17 protein-coding genes are annotated in these 20,910 nt (G+C 60.7%); 12 read left to right on the top strand and 5 right to left on the bottom strand.

Annotated elements, in window-relative coordinates; all coding sequences use genetic code 11:
- Positions 1 to 58 precede the first annotated feature (58 nt).
- Entirely contained in the window at positions 59 to 589 is a 531-nt protein-coding gene (locus FHT73_RS12205; protein WP_183711899.1) for a chromate transporter, read from the bottom strand.
- Entirely contained in the window at positions 586 to 1,152 is a 567-nt protein-coding gene (locus FHT73_RS12200) for a chromate transporter (protein WP_183711897.1), read from the bottom strand. The genes FHT73_RS12205 and FHT73_RS12200 overlap by 4 nt, the downstream gene beginning before the upstream one ends.
- 104 nt (positions 1,153 to 1,256) lie before the next feature.
- Between FHT73_RS12200 and FHT73_RS12195 the strand changes: the two genes are divergently transcribed.
- A complete protein-coding gene (locus FHT73_RS12195; protein WP_183711895.1) occupies positions 1,257 to 2,174 on the top strand; it encodes a LysR family transcriptional regulator in 918 nt (305 codons plus the stop codon).
- Positions 2,175 to 2,253: 79 nt separating this feature from the next.
- On the opposite strand, the gene FHT73_RS12190 is transcribed toward FHT73_RS12195, so the two are convergent.
- Both FHT73_RS12190 and FHT73_RS12185 read right to left on the bottom strand, forming a co-directional pair.
- A complete protein-coding gene (locus FHT73_RS12190; protein WP_183711893.1) occupies positions 2,254 to 2,994 on the bottom strand; it encodes an ROK family protein in 741 nt (246 codons plus the stop codon).
- 40 nt (positions 2,995 to 3,034) lie between these two features.
- Positions 3,035 to 5,455 carry a glucan 1,4-alpha-glucosidase gene (locus FHT73_RS12185; RefSeq protein ID WP_183711885.1) on the bottom strand — a complete coding sequence of 807 codons (2,421 nt, stop codon included), beginning with the start codon at positions 5,453 to 5,455 and terminating at the stop codon, positions 3,035 to 3,037.
- 179 nt (positions 5,456 to 5,634) lie between these two features.
- Here FHT73_RS12185 and FHT73_RS12180 point away from each other — a divergent pair, with 179 nt between their 5' ends.
- The 5 genes from FHT73_RS12180 to FHT73_RS12160 all read left to right on the top strand — a co-directional run bounded on the left by FHT73_RS12180 (position 5,635) and on the right by FHT73_RS12160 (position 10,903).
- Positions 5,635 to 7,161, top strand: a complete 1,527-nt coding sequence (locus FHT73_RS12180; protein ID WP_183711883.1) for an ABC transporter substrate-binding protein — start codon at positions 5,635 to 5,637, stop codon at positions 7,159 to 7,161.
- Positions 7,162 to 7,344: 183 nt separating this feature from the next.
- Positions 7,345 to 8,286: an ABC transporter permease gene (locus FHT73_RS12175; RefSeq protein ID WP_183711881.1), complete on the top strand. Its 942-nt coding sequence runs from the start codon at positions 7,345 to 7,347 to the stop codon at positions 8,284 to 8,286.
- Positions 8,286 to 9,164 carry an ABC transporter permease gene (locus FHT73_RS12170; protein ID WP_112611112.1) on the top strand — a complete coding sequence of 293 codons (879 nt, stop codon included), beginning with the start codon at positions 8,286 to 8,288 and terminating at the stop codon, positions 9,162 to 9,164. The genes FHT73_RS12175 and FHT73_RS12170 overlap by 1 nt, the downstream gene beginning before the upstream one ends.
- A complete protein-coding gene (locus FHT73_RS12165; protein WP_183711879.1) occupies positions 9,165 to 10,373 on the top strand; it encodes an amidohydrolase/deacetylase family metallohydrolase in 1,209 nt (402 codons plus the stop codon).
- Between the two features lie 32 nt (positions 10,374 to 10,405).
- Positions 10,406 to 10,903, top strand: coding sequence for a RidA family protein (locus FHT73_RS12160; protein WP_112400080.1), 498 nt, complete (start codon positions 10,406 to 10,408; stop codon positions 10,901 to 10,903).
- An 11-nt stretch (positions 10,904 to 10,914) separates the two neighbouring features.
- Here FHT73_RS12160 and FHT73_RS12155 read toward each other — a convergent pair whose 3' ends face one another.
- A complete protein-coding gene (locus FHT73_RS12155; protein WP_348648140.1) occupies positions 10,915 to 11,700 on the bottom strand; it encodes an IclR family transcriptional regulator in 786 nt (261 codons plus the stop codon).
- A 140-nt stretch (positions 11,701 to 11,840) separates the two neighbouring features.
- Here FHT73_RS12155 and FHT73_RS12150 point away from each other — a divergent pair, with 140 nt between their 5' ends.
- From FHT73_RS12150 to FHT73_RS12125, 6 genes are all read left to right on the top strand, one after another.
- Entirely contained in the window at positions 11,841 to 13,037 is a 1,197-nt protein-coding gene (locus tag FHT73_RS12150; RefSeq protein ID WP_183711875.1) for an aminotransferase class V-fold PLP-dependent enzyme, read from the top strand.
- 32 nt (positions 13,038 to 13,069) lie between these two features.
- Positions 13,070 to 14,902 carry an ABC transporter ATP-binding protein gene (locus tag FHT73_RS12145; RefSeq protein WP_112611106.1) on the top strand — a complete coding sequence of 611 codons (1,833 nt, stop codon included), beginning with the start codon at positions 13,070 to 13,072 and terminating at the stop codon, positions 14,900 to 14,902.
- 159 nt (positions 14,903 to 15,061) lie between these two features.
- Positions 15,062 to 16,060: a LacI family DNA-binding transcriptional regulator gene (locus tag FHT73_RS12140; protein ID WP_183711873.1), complete on the top strand. Its 999-nt coding sequence runs from the start codon at positions 15,062 to 15,064 to the stop codon at positions 16,058 to 16,060.
- On the top strand, positions 16,050 to 17,828 hold the full coding sequence (locus FHT73_RS12135) for an adenine deaminase C-terminal domain-containing protein (protein ID WP_183711871.1): 1,779 nt from the start codon (positions 16,050 to 16,052) through the stop codon (positions 17,826 to 17,828). Before FHT73_RS12140 ends, FHT73_RS12135 begins: the two co-directional genes overlap by 11 nt.
- Before the next feature lie 130 nt (positions 17,829 to 17,958).
- Complete coding sequence (locus FHT73_RS12130; RefSeq protein WP_112611100.1) at positions 17,959 to 20,316, top strand: Orn/Lys/Arg decarboxylase N-terminal domain-containing protein; 2,358 nt, start codon at positions 17,959 to 17,961, stop codon at positions 20,314 to 20,316.
- A 21-nt stretch (positions 20,317 to 20,337) separates the two neighbouring features.
- Positions 20,338 to 20,898, top strand: coding sequence for a GNAT family N-acetyltransferase (locus tag FHT73_RS12125; protein WP_095438591.1), 561 nt, complete (start codon positions 20,338 to 20,340; stop codon positions 20,896 to 20,898).
- The last annotated feature ends 12 nt before the right edge of the window (positions 20,899 to 20,910 follow it).

The following is a 20,910-nucleotide window of genomic DNA, read 5'->3' as shown; positions in this document are numbered from 1 at the left end:
ATGAGTCCCAAGGGCAAGAAGAGTGTCTGCCCCAAACCTGATACTGAACCACTCCGGCTCACATCTGACCGACACCGCTCAGGCCGATCAATGCGCCAACGCCGAGAACGACGAGCGGATGGACGCGCGTCGTGGTAAGAACAAGTGCGCCCACTGCGGCAATCGCCGCGAGAATCCACCCCTGGGTTGACGCCTCCGTGATGACAGCCGCACTGGCGGTGACAAGCCCGGCGGTCATCGGCACCAATCCCGCCTGCACGATCCGTCGCCATGGCCTGTCCTTGAAGCGGTTCCAGAGATGGAGCACCAGATAGGTCAGGACCGAAGAAGGCCCAAACTTTGCAGCTGATGTAACCAGCATGCCCGCCCATCCGGCAACGTGCCAGCCGACCAGAGGCACGACCATCAAGTTCGGACCGGGAGCCGCCTGCGCCAAGGCGAACAGCGCACCGAATTGCTGCGCCGTCATCCAATGCTGCACGTCGACGACCTGCCGATGCATCTCCGGAAGAATGGAATTGCCACCGCCGAAGGCCAGCAGCGAAAGCTGAGTGAAAATGATTGCAAGAGAAATGAGGGGCGTGGTCATGCTTCGAGCTTCCAGGTGGCGAGGATGCTGAGCGGCGCCAGAACCAGCATGGTCGGCAGCAAGGGTAGCCCGGCAATGGCGATGGCAGCAAAGCAAATGGCGGCAATGACCAGGGTGACTGGCCTGCGGCGCAGCGGCAGGACGATCTTGACGGCCATCGAGATGAGCAGACCGGCCGCGGCTGCAGCAAGGCCTGCAAACATGTGCTGGATGCGCGGATCGCTATTGAACTGATCGTAAACGACACCGAGGCCGATCACGATTGCCGTCGGCGCGACAATCAGGCCAAGAAGAGCCGAAAAAGCACCCACCACGCCCTGAAACTTCGAGCCGATCGCAACCGCCATATTGATGATATTGCCGCCGGGCAGGAACTGACACAGCCCGAGCAGTTCCGTGAACTCCTCCCCCGTCAACCATTTGCGATCCTCAACCACCATGCGGCGTGCGAGCGGCAGAACCCCGCCAAACCCGATGAGGCCGAGTTTGAAAAAACCGAAAAAGAGCTCCGCGACCGCCGGTCCTTCGCGTTGAGCAGCATTGGAATGAGAAATGGCATCCATATCGTGGCCTGCATGTTTATGTCGGACAGACCGTCAAAATAAGCTTTTACCGATCATGCGTCCAATATATGGATAGAACATCATCCATATGTTTGAGATATGCCATGATCGAACTTCGACATCTCCGTTATGCCATGACCGTTGCCGATGAGGGCCATATGACCCGCGCTGCCGAAAGGCTCGGCATCCAGCAACCACCGCTCAGTCAGCAGATAGCCAAGCTGGAGGCCATCGTCGGTGCGTCGCTCTTCAAACGGCTGCCGAGAGGCGTCGAGCTGACGGATGCGGGGCGGACATTTGTGGAGAGGGCAAGGACCATTCTCCACGATGTCGATCTTGCGATAGAGGCGACAAGGCGCAATGCCCGCGGAGAGGAGGGAAGCCTTGCGATCGGCTTTACCAGTTCGGCCGCCTTTCATCCGCTGGTCAGCGCAGCCGTCCGCTCGCTCGGCGAGACATCGCCGGATGTCGCACTCAAGCTTGAGGAAGCCAGTACGCCCGATCTGATCGCCATGCTGCATTCCGGCCTTCTCGACGTCGCGCTCGTGCGCTCTCCCGTTGCACAGTCGAGCGGCCTTGTGATTTCCCGAATTCTCGATGAAGAGATGCTGGTCGCTCTTCCCGATCGCCATCCTCTTGTGATGGCGAAAGGAGAGAAGCCTCGCCACGTTCGATTGTCGCAACTCGCAGACGAAGCCTTCATACTTTACCGCCGTCCCTCCGGGCCGGGGCTATACGACAGTATCATAGCGGCTTGCCTTGCCGCGGGTTTCAGCCCGAAAATACGGCATGAAGCTCCCCGGTTGCTGTCGACGCTCAGTCTGGTCGCCGCGGGACTCGGAATCTCCATCATTCCAGGATCGATCGCTCGGCTGGAGACGAACGGCATCGCCTATCTAAGGCTCGACCCGGGTGCCAATCTTGTGGCGCCGCTTTATTTCGCGCGAAAAGATGAGCAGCCAAGCGGCGCGCTGCAACTATTTGCCCACATCGTTCAGCACGAGAAAGCTTTACTGAAATAAGCCGGCTATCTTTCTAGCCGCGAAGAACAAGCGACCTGAGACTGATCCTTATGCCGCTCCATTCGATCACCGCCGCAGCCTAGAAGGTCAAAGTCGCATCCGTCCAAAGCCGAAATCCTCCGAGAAACGCATTTTCGTTCCCGCCGATACGGCAGGCGGATGGCAGTTCCTTGAGCTTCTCGGCATTGCCGCCGCCGATAACGATTTCATGCGGCAGTAGTGCCGCCCTCAATCTCTCAACGATCTCCTCGACCGACTGGCGCCACTTCTTCTTGCCGTATTTTTCAAGGCCACGCTCGCCGATGAAGTCTTCGAAGGTGCCCCGCTTCTTGTAGGGCAGATGGGCGAGCTCCATGGGCAGACAAACGTGATTGGCAATCATTGCCGAACCCAATCCGGTGCCGAGGCCGAGAAACAGCATATTGCCATCTTTGTAGTTGCCGATTGCCTGCATCACGGCGTCGTTGACAAGCTTGACCGGCTTGCCGAAACCGGCGGAAAAATCGAAATCCTGCCAGCCGCTTCCCAGATTGTGCGGTTCCATAGCTGGCCTGTTGTTCGAAACGGGCCCGGGATATCCCATACCGATAACGTCGTATCGCCAATCACTCGTCAGATCCTTGACGGTCTGGACCATCTCTTTTGCCGACATCGTAGGCCCGGAGACGGCGGCCCGGCGCTCACCGCCGGAGCTGAGACGCATTTTTACATGCGAACCGCCGAGATCGATTGCCAAGACGACAAGCTCTTCTGTCGCAGCCGGCGCCACGGCTTTCTTCAGTTTTACGTTTGTTTTGCGGCTCTCTGTTATCTGGCTCATATTCGTCCACACTTTCTATCCACGACGGGCACAAATCGCACTATCGCGCCTCAACGACGGAGACGGAGAAATCCTCTCCCTCCCAGCGGTCGGTGTCAGGCCAGTAAAAGGTAAAGGCAATCGAACCGCCTTTGGGCAGGCGCTCGCATGACAGCTCCGCGACATGTATCCCGAAGCCGTTCTGGCTCGTCTCGGTATCGCTGGCGCTGGCCCAACCGTCGACACTCCAGCGAATGATGGCCCGCGCCATGACCTCGATCCGCAGGTGCTTGCCGACGGAAAGCTGCGACAGCTTGTTGTTGAAACGCCACGGCACGAAGGGTGCCGTCACATTGTTTTTTACATAGCGCTCGACACCTTGCGGCGGCATGTCGAAAACCGCCCCGTCTCTCAGCGAGCGCAGGAGCTTGATATGCTCGGCATGAGCCCAGACAAGCGGCATGGCGCTGCCGGAGGGTTTCCCGAGGGTAAGGCCCAGCTCCGGGATATCGGGCTGGTCCCACACCTGTTCCGGCAGCAATCCGCCCTGCCCGGCAGACTGCTCGAGTGTCTTGAGCAAACCAAGAGCCGCTTCCGGCCGGCCGGCCGCGAGCTCATAATGGGCGCGCTCGCCCGCAAGTAAGGGCCATGGACGCCCGATGCCCGTGCCGTCGAACGGGCCGCCGTCTTCATGCTCGCCATAGCCGTCACCGGTATAACGATACCATAGAGACCCTTGCGGCAGGTCACATTTGAGCTGTGCGTCGATCACCTTCACGGTGTCGAGGATGCGAGGATCGTCGGCCGCTCGCAATCCGAACCGTACCAGCGCCAAGGCATCGGGACTGACGACTCGCGCAGTCGGCAGGAAGGATTCAGCGGGCGGCCTGTTCTTGATCGGCACGAAACCATCGGCAGGCGAGCTTCCGTCGGCGATCTCAGGCGGCGCAATACGGACATAATAGCCCTTGACCCCGAGAGCGGCGCTCTCCGCATCGCTGCTGACATAGGTCCAGCGCTCGATCTGGTCGTTCCAGGCGTCCGCAGTCTGCCGCAGATAATCCGCATTGTGCACCTGACCGGCAATTTCCAGAATATCGGCGGCCGCCAATAGCGCAGCGATCTCAACCGCCAAAGTGAAGGGAGAAAAGCCGCCATCCTCCTCCCAGCGATCCTCGCCGGTGACGGGACCGTTGACGACGACATAGCGTGCTGCACTCTCGACCATCGGCACGTAGGACAGCAGAAGATCGCCTGTAAGGATCCCTTCACGGCGCAGCGCATCGGCAAGCAGGATCGGGAAAGCGCATTCGTCCATTTGGATCCCGCTCCAGTAAGGCTCGCCATCCAGCCAGCAATTCTGCGGCCAATGCCCATCCTCTTCCTGGATGACGCGCAGATAGGCTAGAATGCGCAGCGCATCCTGCGAAGCGCCCGCAGCTAAGAAGCCGCCGGCTGTCTCGACCAGATCGCGCGGCCAGACCAGATGATAGCCACCGAGGTCTTCGTCGCCCTTGGCAAAGCCCCACGGAATGGAGAGAGAAGCAACGGCCGGCCCTTCGAAGGAAAGTGGCCGGTGCGTTGCCAGCACGGCCGTCGAGATCCGATAACGATTGACTTCGGGCGGCGGTGCTCTCGGTTCGTCGAGGGCCAGCAATCCGTCTTGCCAGGCCCGCCAGTCGGCAACATAGCTACGCTCGGCGCTGTCATAGCCGGCCTGCAAGCTGGCAAGAGCATTATAGCCGGCCTCTTTTGGATGGCTTCCAAAGCCGAGCGATACGGTAACCGTGTCGCTGCCGCCGATCAGATCGATCTCGCCGGTCAGGGCGACGTTGCCGTCGACGGCACGCGCGACGGCCGGGTCCAACCGAGCCTCCTTCTGCAATTGCTGCCATCCGTCGGAAATACCGACATAGCCGGCAGATGCCGTCCGCCAGCCGCCGCTAACGGCAAGAGCCATCGAGACGCCGCCTGTGCCCGTCGCAAAAAGCATCGGCGTGCCCTTATAGTCTTCCACCCACCCCGTATTGCCGTAACCGGCATTGACCAGATGTGGAGCTGCCAACAGGTAGAGACGATAATCGCGGATCGTGCCTTCCAGTGGCTCGAACGATATCTGCTGAAGCAAGCTGCTGCGCATCGGATCGACGATGATGCGCTTGATGATCCTGTAACGACCATCGATTGCAGTATTGATCAACCGATAGGCCGGAACGCCATCTTCGACCGTGGTGACGACGCTCTCCGTATCGCGCTTTTCCTCCGAAAAATAACCATCGGGACCTGTGACGATCAATCCGATGTCGCGGGTACAGGCGCTATCGACGCGGGGATAATAGATTTCGTTCAAGATGCCGTGACTGAGAGTGAACCAGATGCGGCAGGCCGGCGAAAGCGCCGTGCCAACTCCGCTCTTTGCACTGGACGTCCAACGAGGTTCGATACCGTTCACGTTGGGGCCGGAAGCATCGTAAGGCGCCATGCACTATCTCCTCTATCGCTGCAATCTGCTCCGACCAAACTGTTTCGGCAAGACAGAACCTTTGCGCATTCAAGCCGATACGCGCTTGTTTTCACCACCATTGACAGCCCCCGCCCGTTCTGTATTCTGTTATAAAATCTTATATAACATAATTGTGGAACATAATTGGGAGAATTTCGATGAAGTTAGGACTCGGATTCCTGATTGCGGCTGCCTTGGTTGCAGCGCCCTCACTGTTGATGGCTCAGGAAAAAGGTGGCGTCATCAATGTCGCAACGATCGGCGAGCCGCCGACGCTCGATCCCATGACCTCCACCGCAGATCTCGTCGGTATCGTCACCCAACATATCTTCGAAACGCTCTACACCTTCGACAAGGGGTGGAACGTCACGCCGCTGCTTGCCGAGAGCCTGCCTGAGATCAGTGCCGACGGCAAAACCTACACGATCAAGCTCAGGACCGGCATCAAGTTCCATGACGGCAGCGTCATGACCTCCAACGACGTGGTCGCCTCGCTCAACCGCTGGATCAAGCTGGCGTCGCGCGGCAAGCAGGCGGGCGGCTTCATCGAATCCATTGCTGCCCAGGATCCGGCGACCGTCGTCATCAAGCTGAAGCAGCCTTACGCGCCTCTCACCTCGCTGCTTGCCTTCAACAACTCCGCCGCCATCATCATTCCAGCCGGCAAGCAGGCGGATACGATGACCGATTTCATCGGCACCGGCCCCTATATGCTGAAGGAGCGCAAGCCCGACCAGTATATCCAGCTGGTGCGCTTCGACGGCTACAAGCCGCGCGATGGCGAGAGCAATGGTTATGGCGGCGCCCGGCATCAATATCTCGACGAAATCCGCTTCGTCCCGGTGCCCGACGCCAATACCCGCGTGGAGGCGGCCATTTCGGGCCAGTATGACTACATCGACAGTCTTCCAGTCGAATCCTTCGACAAGCTGAAATCCGCTTCGGCGACCCAGCCGCTGCTCCTGAAGCCGTTCGGCTATCCGGTCTTCGTCTTCAATACCGCCGACGGCATCACGAAGAATGTCGCGATCCGCAAGGCGATCCGTCGGGCGCTCAGCATGGAAGATATGCTGGCGGCAGCCTTCGGCAGCACAAATTTTTATACGGTTGACGGCAACATGTACCCCGCCCCCTTTACCTGGAGCACGGATGCCGGCGTCAAGGGCAACTACAACCTCGCCGATCCGGAAGGTGCCGCAACTACCGCCAAGGCGGCAGGCTACAAGGGCGAACCGATCCGCATCCTGACCAGCCGACAGTACGAGTTCCATTACAAGATGGCGCAGGTCGCGGCCGAATATCTGAAACAGGCAGGCTTCACGGTAGACCTTCAGGTGGTCGACTGGGCTACGCTGACCCAGCGCCGTGCGGACAAGGCGCTATGGGATATCTACATCAGCCACAGCCCCTTCCTGCCGGAACCGGCGCTCATCGGCACGCTTTCGCCAAGCTCGCCCGGCTGGTGGACGACGCCGACGAGCAAAGCCGCGATCGACGCGTTCAACACAGAGGTCGATCCGAAGAAGCGCGTCGGCCTCTGGGCGAACGTTCAAAAGACCATCTATGACGAAGCTCCCATGATGAAGATCGGCGATTTCAACGCCGTCGCGGCGATCTCCACCAAGCTTCAAGGCGTCGATCCCGCGCCATGGCCCTACTTCTGGAACGCATCGATCAAGAAATAAGCCTCCCAAGGCGCTCGGGCGCCGGCGGCGACCGGCGCCCGTTCCGAATCCCGTCCGTTTGCGGACCTAGAGCAATTCCGGGAAAAGTGCGTAGCGGTTTTCCGTTCGGGATTGCGAGAGAATAAACAAATGGGGTGGTTCCGCCGGTCGAAGAGAAGCGGAACTACTCTGGGAACCGACGCAATGATACGTTACATCCTTCAACGTCTTGCGGGCATGATCGTCGTGATGTTTCTCGTCGTCACGATCGTCTTCGTGATCGTGCGCGTGACCCCTGGCGATCCGGCCGCCGTCATGCTCGGCCCGGATGCGACCGCGCAGGATATTGCCGAGCTCCGCACCCAGTTTGGCCTCGACCAGTCAATCTTCGTCCAGTACCTGTTCTATGTCGGGCAGTTGCTGAAGGGCGATCTCGGCCAGTCGATCTTCCTCAATATTCCGGTTTCCTCTGCGCTTCTCGGACGCGCCGAGCCGACCTTTTTCCTGACACTGTTCTCGCTCCTCATCGCTGGCGTCATCGCGCTGCCGATCGGCATCTATGCCGCCTATCGGCGCGGATCGCTCGTCGACCAGGCTTCGATGGCGATCGGCATGCTGGCCGCGAGCATTCCAAGCTTCTGGCTTGGCCTCATCCTTATGCAGATCTTCGCGGTGCGCCTGGGGATGTTCCCGGTTTCCGGCTATGGCGGACCGGGCACAAGCTTCCTGGATCGCATGTATCATTTGACGCTGCCGGCCGTCGCACTCGGCCTCGTCTCCTCGGCGCTGATCCTGCGCTTTACTCGGGCCTCGATGCTCGACGTGCTTGGCGACGACTATATCCGCACCGCCCGCGCCAAAGGGCTGATCGAACGCCGCGTCGTCCTCAAACATGCGCTGAAGAACGCACTCATTCCAATTCTGACCGTTCTGGGGCTGACGGCCGCCGTGCTGATTTCCGGCGCTGTCGTCACCGAGACGGTCTTCGGCCTGCCGGGTGTCGGAAGCCTCGTCGTCTCCGCGGTGCTGCGCCGCGACTATCCGGTGATCCAGGGGGCCTTGCTCGTCATCGCCGGCCTCTACGTCGTGATCAATTTTGCGATCGACATGCTCTACCTGCTCGTTGATCCGAGGGTACGCTACTGATGGCCGACATCGCAACCGAGACACCCAAACAGGCGCAAAGCGAGCGAAGCAAGTTCCTTCGTCGGCTGCTGAAGCGCAAGACCGTTGCCATCGGACTGATTGTGCTGACGATCTTCGTGCTGCTCGCCGCCCTCGCGCCATGGATCGCACCCTATTCGCCCTCGAAGCTCTCGATCGTCAACCGACTGAAGCCGCCAAGCGGGGTCTACTGGTTCGGCACCGACGAATTCGGCCGCGATATCTTCTCTCGCACCATCTATGCCGGACGGCTGTCGCTGCTCGTCGGAGCCGCCGTCGTGGCGCTGTCGGCTGCGATCGGTGTTACCCTCGGTCTGCTCGCCGGCTTCTTCCAAAGGCTCGACACGCCGATCGCCCGCCTGATCGATGCGATGATGGCGTTTCCCGACATTTTGCTCGCCATTGCGCTGGTCGCAGCCCTCGGCCCGTCGCTGACGACTGTTATCGTCGCACTGTCGATCGTCTACGCACCGCGGCTGGCCCGCATCGTCCGCGCCTCGACCCTTGTCATCCGTGAACTCCCTTACGTGGAGGCTGCCAAGGCTCTCGGCATCTCGACATTCCACATCATGACGCGGCATGTGCTTAGAAACCTCCTGTCGCCGATCCTGGTGCAGGGCTCGTTTCTCTTTGCCAGCGCCATGCTGGCCGAAGCCGGGCTCTCGTTCCTCGGCCTTGGCGTCAGCCCGGAAATTCCGACCTGGGGAACCATGATCGCCGCCGGCCGCCAATATATCGGCCAGGCCGACTGGATGACCTATTTCCCGGGCTTTGCCATCATTCTCTCCGTGCTCTCGTTGCAAATGGTGGGCGACGGCTTGCGGGACATGCTCGATCCAAGACTTCGAAAGGACCTGTAAATGACCGGTGAAAAAGCGGGCAAACCGCTCCTCCTCACCAATGTGAAGCCCATGGCATTCGGCGGTACTGAGGTCGCTGGCGTCATGGACATTCTCGTCGGCGCCGACGGCAGGATCGCCGCTTTCGGCCCGCAGCTTGCCGCTCCCGGCGACGTCGAGCGCATCGACGGAAAGGGCGCCTGGATCTCTCCCGGCTGGATCGACCTGCATGTCCATATCTGGCATGGAGGCACCGATATCTCCATCCGACCGTCCGAATGCGGTGCCGAGCGCGGCGTCACGACGCTGGTCGATGCGGGCTCCGCCGGCGAAGCCAATTTTCATGGCTTCCGTGAATACATCATCGAGCCCGCAAGGGAACGCATCAAGGCATTCCTCAATCTCGGCTCGATCGGCCTCGTTGCCTGCAATCGCGTTCCGGAACTGCGCGATATCAAGGATATCGACCTCGATCGCATCCTCGAATGCTACACTGAGAACAGCGAGCATATCGTCGGCATCAAGGTACGCGCCAGTCACGTCATCACCGGCTCCTGGGGTATCACACCCGTCAAGCTCGGCAAGAAGATCGCCAAGATCCTGAAGGTGCCGATGATGGTGCATGTCGGCGAGCCGCCGGCGCTATACGACGAAGTGCTCGAAATCCTCGGGCCGGGTGATGTCGTCACGCACTGCTTCAACGGCAAGGCCGGATCCAGCATCATGGAGGACGAGGACCTCTACAATCTCGCCGAACGTTGCGCCGGCGAAGGCATCCGGCTCGATATCGGCCATGGAGGCGCCTCTTTCTCCTTCAAGGTCGCGGAAGCGGCGATCAAGCGTGGCCTGCTGCCCTACTCGATCTCGACCGACCTGCATGGGCATTCGATGAACTTCCCGGTATGGGATCTCGCGACCACTATGTCCAAGCTGCTCTCGGTCGGCATGCCGTTCGACAAGGTCGTGGACGCCGTCACCCATGCACCGGCCTCGGTCATCAAGCTTTCGATGGACAGCCGGCTGTCGGTCGGCGAACGAGCAGACTTCACCATTTTCGACCTGGTGGATGCGGATCTCGAGGCGACCGATTCCAATGGCGATGTCTCGCGCCTCAAGAAGCTGTTCGAACCACGTTACGCGGTCATCGGCGCGGAGGCGATCACCGCCAGCCGCTACGTGCCACGCGCTCGCAAACTCGTCCGCCACAGCCACGGCTATTCGTGGCGCTGATCAAACACCAGGCCCGCATAGCAGGAGCATACGTGAACACGTCCCCAACACAGGCCGCTTCAGCAGCGCAAACACCTTACCAGCGACTGGCGGCGCTCGGCATCGAGCTTCCACCGCCGCCGCCGCCGATCGCCAATTTCGTCACCCATGTCCGCGAAGGCAACGTGCTCTACCTTTCGGGTCAAGGGCCGCGGGAGCTGGACGGCCACCTCCATTCCGGCAAGGTCGGCGGTGACGTCGGCGTTGACCGGGCCTATCAACATGCGCGGCTGACGGGCATCAATCTTCTTGCCGTCATGCATGGTGCGCTCGGCGACCTTTCCAGGGTGAAGCGGGTGGTGAAACTGCTCGGCATGGTCAATGCCGTGCCGCATTTCGAAGACCATCCGAGCGTCATCAACGGCTGCTCTGATCTCTTCATCGAGGTCTTCGGCGAGGCGGGCCAGCATGCCCGTTCGGCCGTCGGCTTCGGCTCGCTTCCCGGCAATATCACGGTCGAGATCGAAGCGATCATCTCACTCAACGACTGAGAAGGACGAATTCAGTGATTGCGCCAGCCCATCAGCTTTTCGATCCGCTCGGCAGTCGCGCGCACCTGCTCGCCGTAGCGGTTACCGTCGGAAACGACTTTCTGTTCGGGCAGCACGATGGAAATGGTCGCGACACATTGACCATCCCGGTCAACGACCGGCGAGGCGATACAGGCGACCGCATAATCGGACTCCGCCACCTGGATGGACAGGCGCTCCTCGAAGGCTTTGCCCGCCGCATCGGAAAGTACGTGGGCATCGACCTCGGCCCGACCGGTCGGCGAGGTGCGGGCACAGCGCTTGAAAAGCTCGATCCTTTCCTCTTCGGGCAGATGGCCGACCAACAGCCGGCCGGAGGCCGTCCAGTTGAGCGGCACGCGGGTTCCGACGCGGGAGGCGACCTGGAAATGGCTTGGCCCATCCGCCATCGCCAGTACCAGCATGTTGTCGCCGTCGCGGCCGCAGACTTGTACCGTCTCGCTCGCCTGCCGGCAAAGATCGTGCATCTCGCGCGTGGCGACGCTCATGAAATCCAGCGACCGGGCATAGGCGAGGCCATAGTGGTAAAGGCGCGCCCCGAGCCAGACGGAACCGTCGGCATTGCGGCCGAGCATGTTCTTTTCGACCAGGTCGTCGATGATCACGTAGACGGTCGAAAGAGGCGCCTTGATCGCCTTGGCAATCGCGTAAGCGCCAGCGGGCGCGCCGGTTTCATAGAGATAATCGATCACCTGCAGCGCGCGGTCGATGCCGCTCACGCGCGAACGGCGCGCGCCTTTCGTTTCCGCTTCCCCGATCGAATCGGCGTCTTCAGGGAGTGCGGTGGGTAGGGTCTTGGCGTCCAAATCAACGCTCCTCGTGAGATTTCGAGAAGCTATTACATTACTATGGTATAGCTGTCGATGACAATCGGCAGTCATCACTTTGGAGAGATAGAATGTCCGATGATATCCGCAGCAAGATCGGCCTGAGGCCCGTCATCAATGTATCAGGCACCATGACCAGCCTCGGCGCATCGATCGTCGTGCCCGAAGCCATCGCGGCAATGGCGGCGATCTTGCCGCAATTCGTCGAGATCAACGACCTCCAGCGCAAGGCCAGCGCGGTCATCGCGCGGCTGACGGGTAGCGAGGCCGGCTTCGTCACGGCATCCTGCTCCTCGGGCATTAGCCTCACCGTCGCCGGCGCCATTACCGGCAACAACCTCCTTGCCATAGAGAAACTGCCTGATACCGCACCAGACAAGAACGAAGTCATCGTGCAAATGGGCCATGTGGTGAGCTACGGCGCTCCGGTGGATCAGGCAATCCGCCTTGCGGGCGGCAAGGTCGTGCTGATCGGTCAGGCAACATCGACGCATCGCTTCCACATGGAAAACGCCATAAGCGAGAAGACGGCGGCTGCCGTCTATGTCATATCCCATCACGTGGTCGATTACGGCCTGCTGCATCTGACCGAATTCGTCGAGATCGCGCACGCCAAGGGCGTGCCAGTTATCGTCGATGCCGCGTCGGAATATGACCTCGAGCTCTTCCTGGCTCGGGGCGCCGACATCGTGCTCTATTCCGGCCACAAGTTTCTCGGCGGCCCGACTTCCGGCATCGTTGCCGGCAGGAAGGAACTGGTGCGCAACGCCTTCCTGCAGAACATGGGCATCGGTCGCGGCATGAAGGTCGGCAAGGAAAGCATCTATGGCACTATGGCGGCGCTGGAGGCCTGGGAAAAGCGCGACCATGCCGGCATCCGCGAACGCGAGACCGGTTATCTGAACCTATGGAAGCGAACTCTCGACGGCCGCCCCGGTGTCACCGCCCTGATCGAACCCGATCCCACCAACAACCCGCTCGACCGCATGCGCGTCATCATCTCGGCGCCCGAGGCGCATATCACCGCCTGGGATCTTGCGGCGGCGCTGGCCCGCGGCAACCCGCCCGTCATTGTGCGGGACCACGAGGTGGAGCATCACTATTTCTATCTCGATCCATGCAACCTGCATCCCGGCCAGGAGACGATCGTCGCGACCCGGCTTGCCGAGGAGCTCGACAATGCCCGCGCCTCCAACGAGATCATCGCGACGCCGATCGAGAACCGCAGCCGGCACCGCTTCGACGGCATGTTGAACTGGCCGGATTGAGCTGTGGCACGGATCGCAAGAAGGAAACAACCATGGGCACGTCGCAGGTAACGGCAACAGAGGCCGCCGAACCCATTCTCTCCGTCGAGAACCTCACCGCCTCGTTCATAGTGGACGGCGTATGGAAGCCCGTCGTGCGCGACGTTTCCTTCTCGGTCGCACCAGGCGAGACGGTGGCGATCGTCGGCGAGAGCGGTTCTGGCAAGAGCGTCACCTCGCTATCGATCATGCGGCTGCTGCAGAGCGATTCAAGCCGCATCGAGGGCACGATCATGCTGGGTGGCCGCGACCTGCTTTCGCTTCCCGAGCATGAGATGCGCAAGGTGCGCGGCAACGACGTGTCGATGATCTTCCAGGAGCCGATGACATCACTCAATCCGCTCTTCACCATCGGCGACCAGATTTCCGAAGCCTTGCTCTGCCACAAGGATATGTCGGCGGCGGATGCCAAGGCCGAGACGATCCGGCTTTTGGAAAAGGTCCGCATTCCCTCAGCCGCCTCGCGCTTCGACGAATATCCGCACCGCTTTTCCGGCGGCATGCGCCAGCGCGTCATGATCGCCATGGCGCTCGCCTCGAAGCCAAAACTGTTGATCGCCGACGAGCCGACCACCGCCCTCGACGTCACGATCCAGGGCCAGATCCTCGATCTCATCAAGATGCTGCAGGAGGAGGAAGGAACCTCCGTCCTGTTCATCACGCATGACATGGGTGTGGTCGCAGAAATCGCCGATCGCATCGTCGTTATGTATCGCGGCGAGCAGGTGGAGACGGGCGCGACGGCGGACATCTTCCATCGTGGCCAGCATCCCTATACCCGCGCGCTGCTGTCGGCCGTGCCGGTGCTCGGTTCGATGCAATCCTATGAACAGCCGCTGCGCTTTCCCGTCGTCAATGCGGCAACGGGAGAGTCCGACACGCCTGCCGAGATGCCCGATACGGTGGCAAGAGAAAAACCAGTTCTGCAGGTGAAGAACCTCACCAAGCGCTTCGACATTCATTCGGGCCTCTTCGGAAAACTCAGAGGCCGGGTGCATGCGGTCGAAAACGTCTCCTTCGATCTCTTCGCCGGCGAAACATTGTCGCTTGTCGGTGAATCCGGATGCGGCAAGTCGACGACAGGACGCGCCATCATGCGGCTGATCGAGCCGCAATCCGGCTCCGTCATCGTCGATGGCCGCGACGTGCTCTCGCTTGGCAAGCGTGACATGCGCGAGATGCGCAAATCCGTGCAGATGATCTTTCAGGATCCCTTCGCCTCGCTCAATCCGCGCATGACGGTCGGTCAGGCGATCGCCGAACCCTATCTCGAACACAGGATGGGAACGGCAAGGGAGGCGAAAGAGATCGTCGCCGATATGCTGCACAAGGTCGGCCTGACGTCTGACATGGCTAGCCGCTACCCGCATGAATTCTCCGGCGGGCAGCGCCAGCGCATCTGCATCGCCCGTGCCCTGGCATTGCAGCCGAAAGTGATCGTCGCCGACGAAAGCGTGTCCGCGCTCGACGTGTCGATCAAGGCCCAGGTCATCAACCTGATGCTCGATCTGCAGCAGAGCCTCAACCTTTCCTTCCTGTTCATCTCCCACGATATGGCCGTGGTCGAACGCGTCAGCCATCGTGTCGCCGTCATGTATCTCGGCGAAATCGTCGAGATCGGCCCACGCGCCGCCGTCTTCGGCAATCCGCAGCACGACTACACGAAGAAGCTGATGGCCGCCGTTCCGGTGCCGGACCCCGACCGGCGGCGCGAGAAGCGCGCAGGTGCCAATGACGAGTTGAAGAGCCCGATCCGGGCCGTCGATTACCTGGTCAAGCCGCGCGAGTATCGAGCTGTCTCACCGGGCCATCTGGTTGCCGTCTGAAGCTTCAATTCAGATAGGCTGAACGCCATACATCATCCGCAACGGCAGCAGGCGCCGATATTGCAGGAGCCTGCTTTCTCCCTCAGCAACAGGATACTCTTGCAAAAGCGTGCCGCGTTGATTAATCGTTTAATCACGAAAATCGGAACGAACTCCTGGATGAGCCAGACACGCACCTCTTCGATCAGGGAAATTGCGATCAAGCTGGGTGTCTCCACTGCAACGATCTCGAATGCCCTGCGTGGCACGGGGCGGGTGTCTTCAGCCCTGGCGGAGCAGATTCGCCTCGAAGCGGACAGGCTCGGCTATGTGCCTGACCATACGGCCCGCGCTCTGCGCACCGGCAAGAGCAATACGATCGGCCTGCTGGTTCCGAATATCGGCCAACCCTTGTTTCCCGCTTTTGCCCAGGCCATCGAACGATCCGCCAAGCGGCGCGGTCTTGCCGTTCTGATCGGTGATAGTCAGGGCGATCCGCAGCAGCAGGAATTCGAAATCAGGACAATGATCACCCGCGGCGTCGATGCGCTGATCGTGATACCGACGCGCGGGACGACGATTGCGCCGGCGGATGTCCCGGTGCCGGTCGCCGTCATCGACAGCGCCGCCACAACAGGCAATGTCGCCGCCAGCGATCATCGCGAGGGTGGACGTCTCATCGCCCGCCATCTGCTCGAGCTCGGTCATAACCGGCTTCTCATCCTCGCCGGCCCGGAAAATTCGCTGGTGGCACGCGAGCGCGTCGAGGGAATGTGCGACATCTTCCGCCAGGCCGGCGTCAAACCGGCATTGCGACATAGCGATGCGACTTTCGAAGCCGGCAGCGTCCTCGGACGCGAACTCGATCTCCGCCATTTTACAGCCTGCGCCGCCGCCTATGACGCTCTCGCCATCGGCTTTGCCATCGCCGTCAAAGATAGAGGCTGCAGCATTCCGGAAGACATGTCGCTCACCGGCTTTGATGATCTGATGTGGGCTCAAATCGTCTCCCCGCCGCTCACGACAGTTCGACAGGATCTGGAAACGGTGGCGAACCACGCGCTTGCCTTCGTTGCCGGAGAAACTGATACCAGCCGAATATTTCCAACGGAACTTGTCTTACGGCAATCCACCGCGCACCCATCCGCCTTTGCCAAGGGAGGCAGACATGCCGAATGAACCCTACGACCTCCATTCGTCCGAGCTGCGCGATCGTGCCGTGCGGGCGGCGTTGGGGCTTGAGCCGTTCGATGTGCTGATTACCGGCGGAACGCTCGTCGATGTCGCGACCTCGGAAATGAGACCGGCCGATATCGGGCTTGTTGGCCCCTTGATCGCAAGCGTCCACGCCTTGGGGACAAGGAGGGACGCAAAGCAGACCATCGACGCTTCGGAACGATTCATCACGCCCGGATTTATCGACACGCATATGCACGTCGAAAGCTCGATGGTGACGCCGAGGCGATATGCCGAAACGGTCGTTCCCCAGGGCACGACGACGGTCTGCTGGGACCCGCATGAAATCGGCAACGTCGCTGGCCTTGATGGTATTCGCTGGGCGCTTGAGGAGACACGGCAATTGCCGCTGCGCTTCCTGACACTGGCGCCGTCCTGCGTGCCTTCGGCGCCCGGCCTGGAACTTGCCGGCGCGGAGTTCCGCTCGGGCGAAATGTCGACCATGCTGAGCTGGCCGGAGATTTCCGGCGTCGCCGAAGTAATGAACATGCGCGGCGTCCTTGAGCGAAGCGAGCCGATGCGCAGTATCGTCGAAGCCGGACTTGCGAGCGGCAAGCGCGTCTGCGGTCATGCCCGCGGCCTCGAAGGCGCGGAATTGCAGGCCTTTATTGCCGCAGGCATCCAATCCGATCACGAACTCACCTCAGGCGAGGACTTGCTGGCGAAATTGCGGGCGGGCCTTACCGTCGAGCTACGCGGTTCCCACGACTATGTCCTGCCCGGCGTGATCGAGGCTCTGAAAAAGCTGCCTCATCTGCCGCAAACGCTGACAATCTGCACCGATGACGTCTTCCCCGACGATCTCGTGAATGACGGCGCGATGTCATCGGTTCTGAGGCGCCTCATAGGCTACGGCATGAAGCCGGTCGATGCCGTCCGCGCCGCCACGCTTAACGCCGCCATGTGGTTGAACCGTTATGATCTGGGGTTGGTCGCGCCCGGCCGCCGCGCCGACATCGTCATCCTCTCCGATCTGGAAAGGATCGTGGTCGACCGCGTCTATGCATCGGGGCGTGAAGTTGCCAGAGACGGCAATCTTATTGGAAGCGGCAAGGGCGTGTCCTCGGATGCCTATCGCGACACCGTAAAACTCGGAAGGCTTTCTGCCGCCGACTTCACCATCACTCTGCCTGGTATGACCGAAGCTCGTGTCAACACCGTCGTCAGCCCGCGGTTTACAAAATGGGGAGAGGCAGCCGTCAAGGTCGAAGACGGCAAGCTTGTTCTGCCTGATAACATGCTTCTGATGGCGGCCATCCACCGCCATGGAAGAAAGGACCCGACGCCCGTGATCGGCATCCTGGAAGACTGGGGCCATTGGCGCGGCGCGCTTGCGACGACGATATCGCATGACAGCCATAATCTTACCGTCTTCGGCCGCGACCCCGCGGACATGGCTGCGGCAGCCAATGCCGTCATCGAGGCTGGCGGCGGCATGGCAACGGCCGCCGGTGGCAGGGTTACAGCCGTTCTGCCCCTGCCCGTCTGCGGCTTGCTGTCGGATGCGCCCGCAAAGGACGTGGCCGATGATTTCGCCAAGCTGCGCGCGGCAGCCGATGCGATCGCTGACTGGATGCCGCCCATTCGCACCTTCAAGGCAGTCGTCGGAGCAAGCCTTGCCTGCAATCCCGGCCCGCATGTCACCGATCTCGGGCTGACCGACGGAACTACCCGGGACATCAGACCGCTTCTGGCTAAAAGCCGAAACTGAGGTCACCGGCCAAACGGTAATATTGCCGATTTAGGAGAACATCCGAACCGCAGTGGACGTCCTCTATTCTGTCACATCCATGTCATGAAATACGCCGACACCTCATGCCAAATCAGGAGCGGGTACCCAGATGGATTATTTCAGACGTTTCAACTTTCTGTTCGCGACGCCAACCTTTGACAATGAGGATCTGGAGGGTGCCCGCTACAATCAGATCGTCGAGGAGATCGAACGCTCCGGTTTCGAGGTGGTGCGCGCGCGCAATCTCGAAGACGCCGAGATCGCCGTACAGACCGATGCTGCCATCGGCTGCATGCTGGTCGACTGGGGCAAGAAGGGTCTTGAAGGCAAGACGGCTTCGCTTATCAACCTCATGCGCCGGCGCGGCCTCGAATTTCCCATCATCCTGCTGATCCGGCGCAAGCGCTTCGAGGATGTGCCGGTCGAAGTGCTCGATTTTATCGACGGCTACGTCTTCCTGTCGGAAGAAACGCCCGCCTTCATCGCAAAGAGCCTCATCAGCCGGCTCAAGCAATATGCCGAAACGCTGAAGACGCCTTTCTTCGGTGCGCTGGTCGATTATGCCGAGGAAGGCAATCACCTCTGGACCTGCCCCGGTCACAACGGCGGCATCTTCTACAGCCGCAGCCCCATCGGCCGCGTCTTCATGGAGCATCTGGGCGAGGCGGTCTTCCGCGACGACCTCGACAATTCCGTGCTCGACCTCGGCGACCTCCTAACCCACGAAGGGCCGGCGCTTGCCGCGCAAAAGGAAGCGGCCAAGATTTTCGGCGCCGAGAAGACCTATTTCGTGTTGAACGGCACCTCTACGTCCAACAAGGTCGCGCTCTCAGCGCTCGTCACCGATGGCGACCTCGTGCTGTTCGATCGCAACAACCACAAGGCCGCCCATCACGGCGCCCTGATGATCTCGGGCGGCATTCCGGTCTATCTGCCGACCAGACGCAATCTCTATGGCTTGATCGGTCCCATGGATTTCGCTGAAATGGACGAGGAGGCGCTGCGCGAGCGCATCCGCACCCATCCGCTGGTGAAAGATCCGGAAGCCTACAAGAAGCCTCGCCCGTTCCGCGTCGCGGTCGTGGAACAGTGCACCTATGACGGCACCATCCACAATGCCGAGATGATTCTCAAGCGGATTGGACATCTCTGCGATTACATCCTTTTCGACGAGGCCTGGGCCGGCTTCATGAAGTTTCATCCGCTTTATGCCGGGCGCTTTGCCATGGGTCTTTCCGACCTCGGGCCGGATGCGCCGGGCATCATCGCCACGCAATCCACCCATAAGCAGCTGGCAAGCTTCTCACAGGCTTCCCAGATCCACATGAAGGACAGGCACATCACTGGCCAGAAGCGCCGCGTGGAGCACCGACGCTTCAACGAAAGCTTCATGCAGCACGCCTCGACATCGCCCTTCTATCCGCTCTTCGCCTCGCTCGACGTCGGCGCGCAGATGATGAAGGGGCGCTCGGGCGAAGTGCTTTGGGACGACACGATCCGTCTCGGCATCGAGCTGCGCAAGAAAATCCGCGCCGTGCGTCGCGAATTCGAGGAGAAGGAGCATCGTCCCGAACGCCGTTGGTTCTTCGAGCCTTTCGTGCCGGATCGCGTTGCGATCCCGGATGTATCGAGCCCAGGCGCAGTGCATGACGTGTCGTGGGAAAGCGTCGCGACCGACCAACTCGCCACCAATCCCGCCTTCTGGCACTTGACGCCCGATGCGGCATGGCACGGCTTTTCCGGCATGGAACCGGGTTTTGCCATGACGGACCCGAACAAGCTTACCCTGCTGACACCGGGCTTTGATCGTCGGACGGGGAAATACACGGAACACGGCATACCGGCGCCGGTGGTCGCGCAATATCTGCGTGAAAACCGTATCGTCGCGGAAAAGAACGATCTCAATTCGCTGCTCTTCCTCCTCACCCCCGGTGTCGAAGCCAGCAAGGCCGGTACGTTGATCAGCGGCCTTGTCGCCTTCAAGAAGCTTCATGACGACAATGCGCTGCTGGAAGAGGCAATTCCGGAATTCTATCGCCGCCGTCCGGGCCGTTATGCGGGCGTGCGCCTGCGCGATCTTTGCGCTGAGATGCACAATTTCTTCCGCCAGGCCGATGTCAGCGCGCTGCAGACAAAGCAGTTTTCCGCCGAACACCTGCCGCCGATCGCCATGTCGCCGCACGATGCCGCACGTTGCCTTGTTCGCAACGATGTCGACTATCTGCCGATCGACGCCATTGCCGGCCGCATCGCAACGACGCCCTTCGTCGTCTATCCTCCGGGGATTGCGACCATCGTGCCGGGCGAGCGCCTGACGGAGCAGGCAAAGCCCATGATCGACTATCTCAAGATGTTTGAAACCTGCTTCAACACCTTCCCCGGTTTCGAGGTGGAGATTCAAGGCCTCTATCGCGAGATTGATGCAGCCGGCAAAATCCGGCTCTATACCTACGTCGTCGCGGAATAGGCTTGGAATTCAGGTTCGGACATGAAGCAGGATAAAACAATCATCGTTCGCCCGTCCCGGGAGAGCGACGTCGATGCCATGCTGGCAATCTATCGCCGCCATATTCACCGCGGCGTCGAGGCCGGAGTTGATGATAGCGATACGCCGCAGCCGGACGATCTGCGCGAACGGCGCAAGAATTTGAAGGACAAACGCTTCCCGCATGTCGTTGCGATCGAGGGTGAGAAGGTCGTCGGCTATGCCTATGTGGTGCTGTTCCGCAAGCGTCCGGCCTATCGCTATACCGTCAAGCATTCGATCTATGTGCATCACGACCATGTTGGCCAAGGCGTCGGGAGCCTGCTCATGCGCGGACTGATCGACGCCTGTGCCGCGGCCGGTTTCCGGCAGATGATCGGCTATATCGATGCCGACAACGCGGCCTCTCTCGCCTTGCACGAACGCTTCGGCTTCGTTCGCGTCGGCCTTCTGCCGGCGGTTGCCTATCGTTACGGCCGCTGGGCCGACACCGTGATGGTCCAGCGCTCGCTCGGTCCCGGCTCAACCACGCAGCCGCCTCCGCCGCCGCTCTCCACCCGCTGAAGCAAAGGGGGC

Source organism: Rhizobium sp. BK098, from assembly GCF_014193155.1.
Lineage (GTDB): Bacteria > Pseudomonadota > Alphaproteobacteria > Rhizobiales > Rhizobiaceae > Rhizobium.
This window is presented reverse-complemented; position numbering and strand designations above follow the sequence as displayed.

What these genes read in the sequence shown, in the direction of transcription:
- FHT73_RS12165 (WP_183711879.1), top strand. Translation starts at nt 9,165, where the DNA reads ATGACCGGTGAAAAAGCGGGCAAACCGCTCCTCCTCACCAATGTGAAG.
- FHT73_RS12205 (WP_183711899.1), bottom strand. Translation starts at nt 589, where the DNA reads ATGACCACGCCCCTCATTTCTCTTGCAATCATTTTCACTCAGCTTTCG.
- FHT73_RS12185 (WP_183711885.1), bottom strand. Translation starts at nt 5,455, where the DNA reads ATGGCGCCTTACGATGCTTCCGGCCCCAACGTGAACGGTATCGAACCT.
- FHT73_RS12145 (WP_112611106.1), top strand. Translation starts at nt 13,070, where the DNA reads ATGGGCACGTCGCAGGTAACGGCAACAGAGGCCGCCGAACCCATTCTC.
- FHT73_RS12150 (WP_183711875.1), top strand. Translation starts at nt 11,841, where the DNA reads ATGTCCGATGATATCCGCAGCAAGATCGGCCTGAGGCCCGTCATCAAT.
- FHT73_RS12170 (WP_112611112.1), top strand. Translation starts at nt 8,286, where the DNA reads ATGGCCGACATCGCAACCGAGACACCCAAACAGGCGCAAAGCGAGCGA.
- FHT73_RS12130 (WP_112611100.1), top strand. Translation starts at nt 17,959, where the DNA reads ATGGATTATTTCAGACGTTTCAACTTTCTGTTCGCGACGCCAACCTTT.
- FHT73_RS12140 (WP_183711873.1), top strand. Translation starts at nt 15,062, where the DNA reads ATGAGCCAGACACGCACCTCTTCGATCAGGGAAATTGCGATCAAGCTG.
- FHT73_RS12200 (WP_183711897.1), bottom strand. Translation starts at nt 1,152, where the DNA reads ATGGATGCCATTTCTCATTCCAATGCTGCTCAACGCGAAGGACCGGCG.
- FHT73_RS12125 (WP_095438591.1), top strand. Translation starts at nt 20,338, where the DNA reads ATGAAGCAGGATAAAACAATCATCGTTCGCCCGTCCCGGGAGAGCGAC.
- FHT73_RS12175 (WP_183711881.1), top strand. Translation starts at nt 7,345, where the DNA reads ATGATACGTTACATCCTTCAACGTCTTGCGGGCATGATCGTCGTGATG.
- FHT73_RS12135 (WP_183711871.1), top strand. Translation starts at nt 16,050, where the DNA reads ATGCCGAATGAACCCTACGACCTCCATTCGTCCGAGCTGCGCGATCGT.
- FHT73_RS12195 (WP_183711895.1), top strand. Translation starts at nt 1,257, where the DNA reads ATGATCGAACTTCGACATCTCCGTTATGCCATGACCGTTGCCGATGAG.
- FHT73_RS12190 (WP_183711893.1), bottom strand. Translation starts at nt 2,994, where the DNA reads ATGAGCCAGATAACAGAGAGCCGCAAAACAAACGTAAAACTGAAGAAA.
- FHT73_RS12180 (WP_183711883.1), top strand. Translation starts at nt 5,635, where the DNA reads ATGAAGTTAGGACTCGGATTCCTGATTGCGGCTGCCTTGGTTGCAGCG.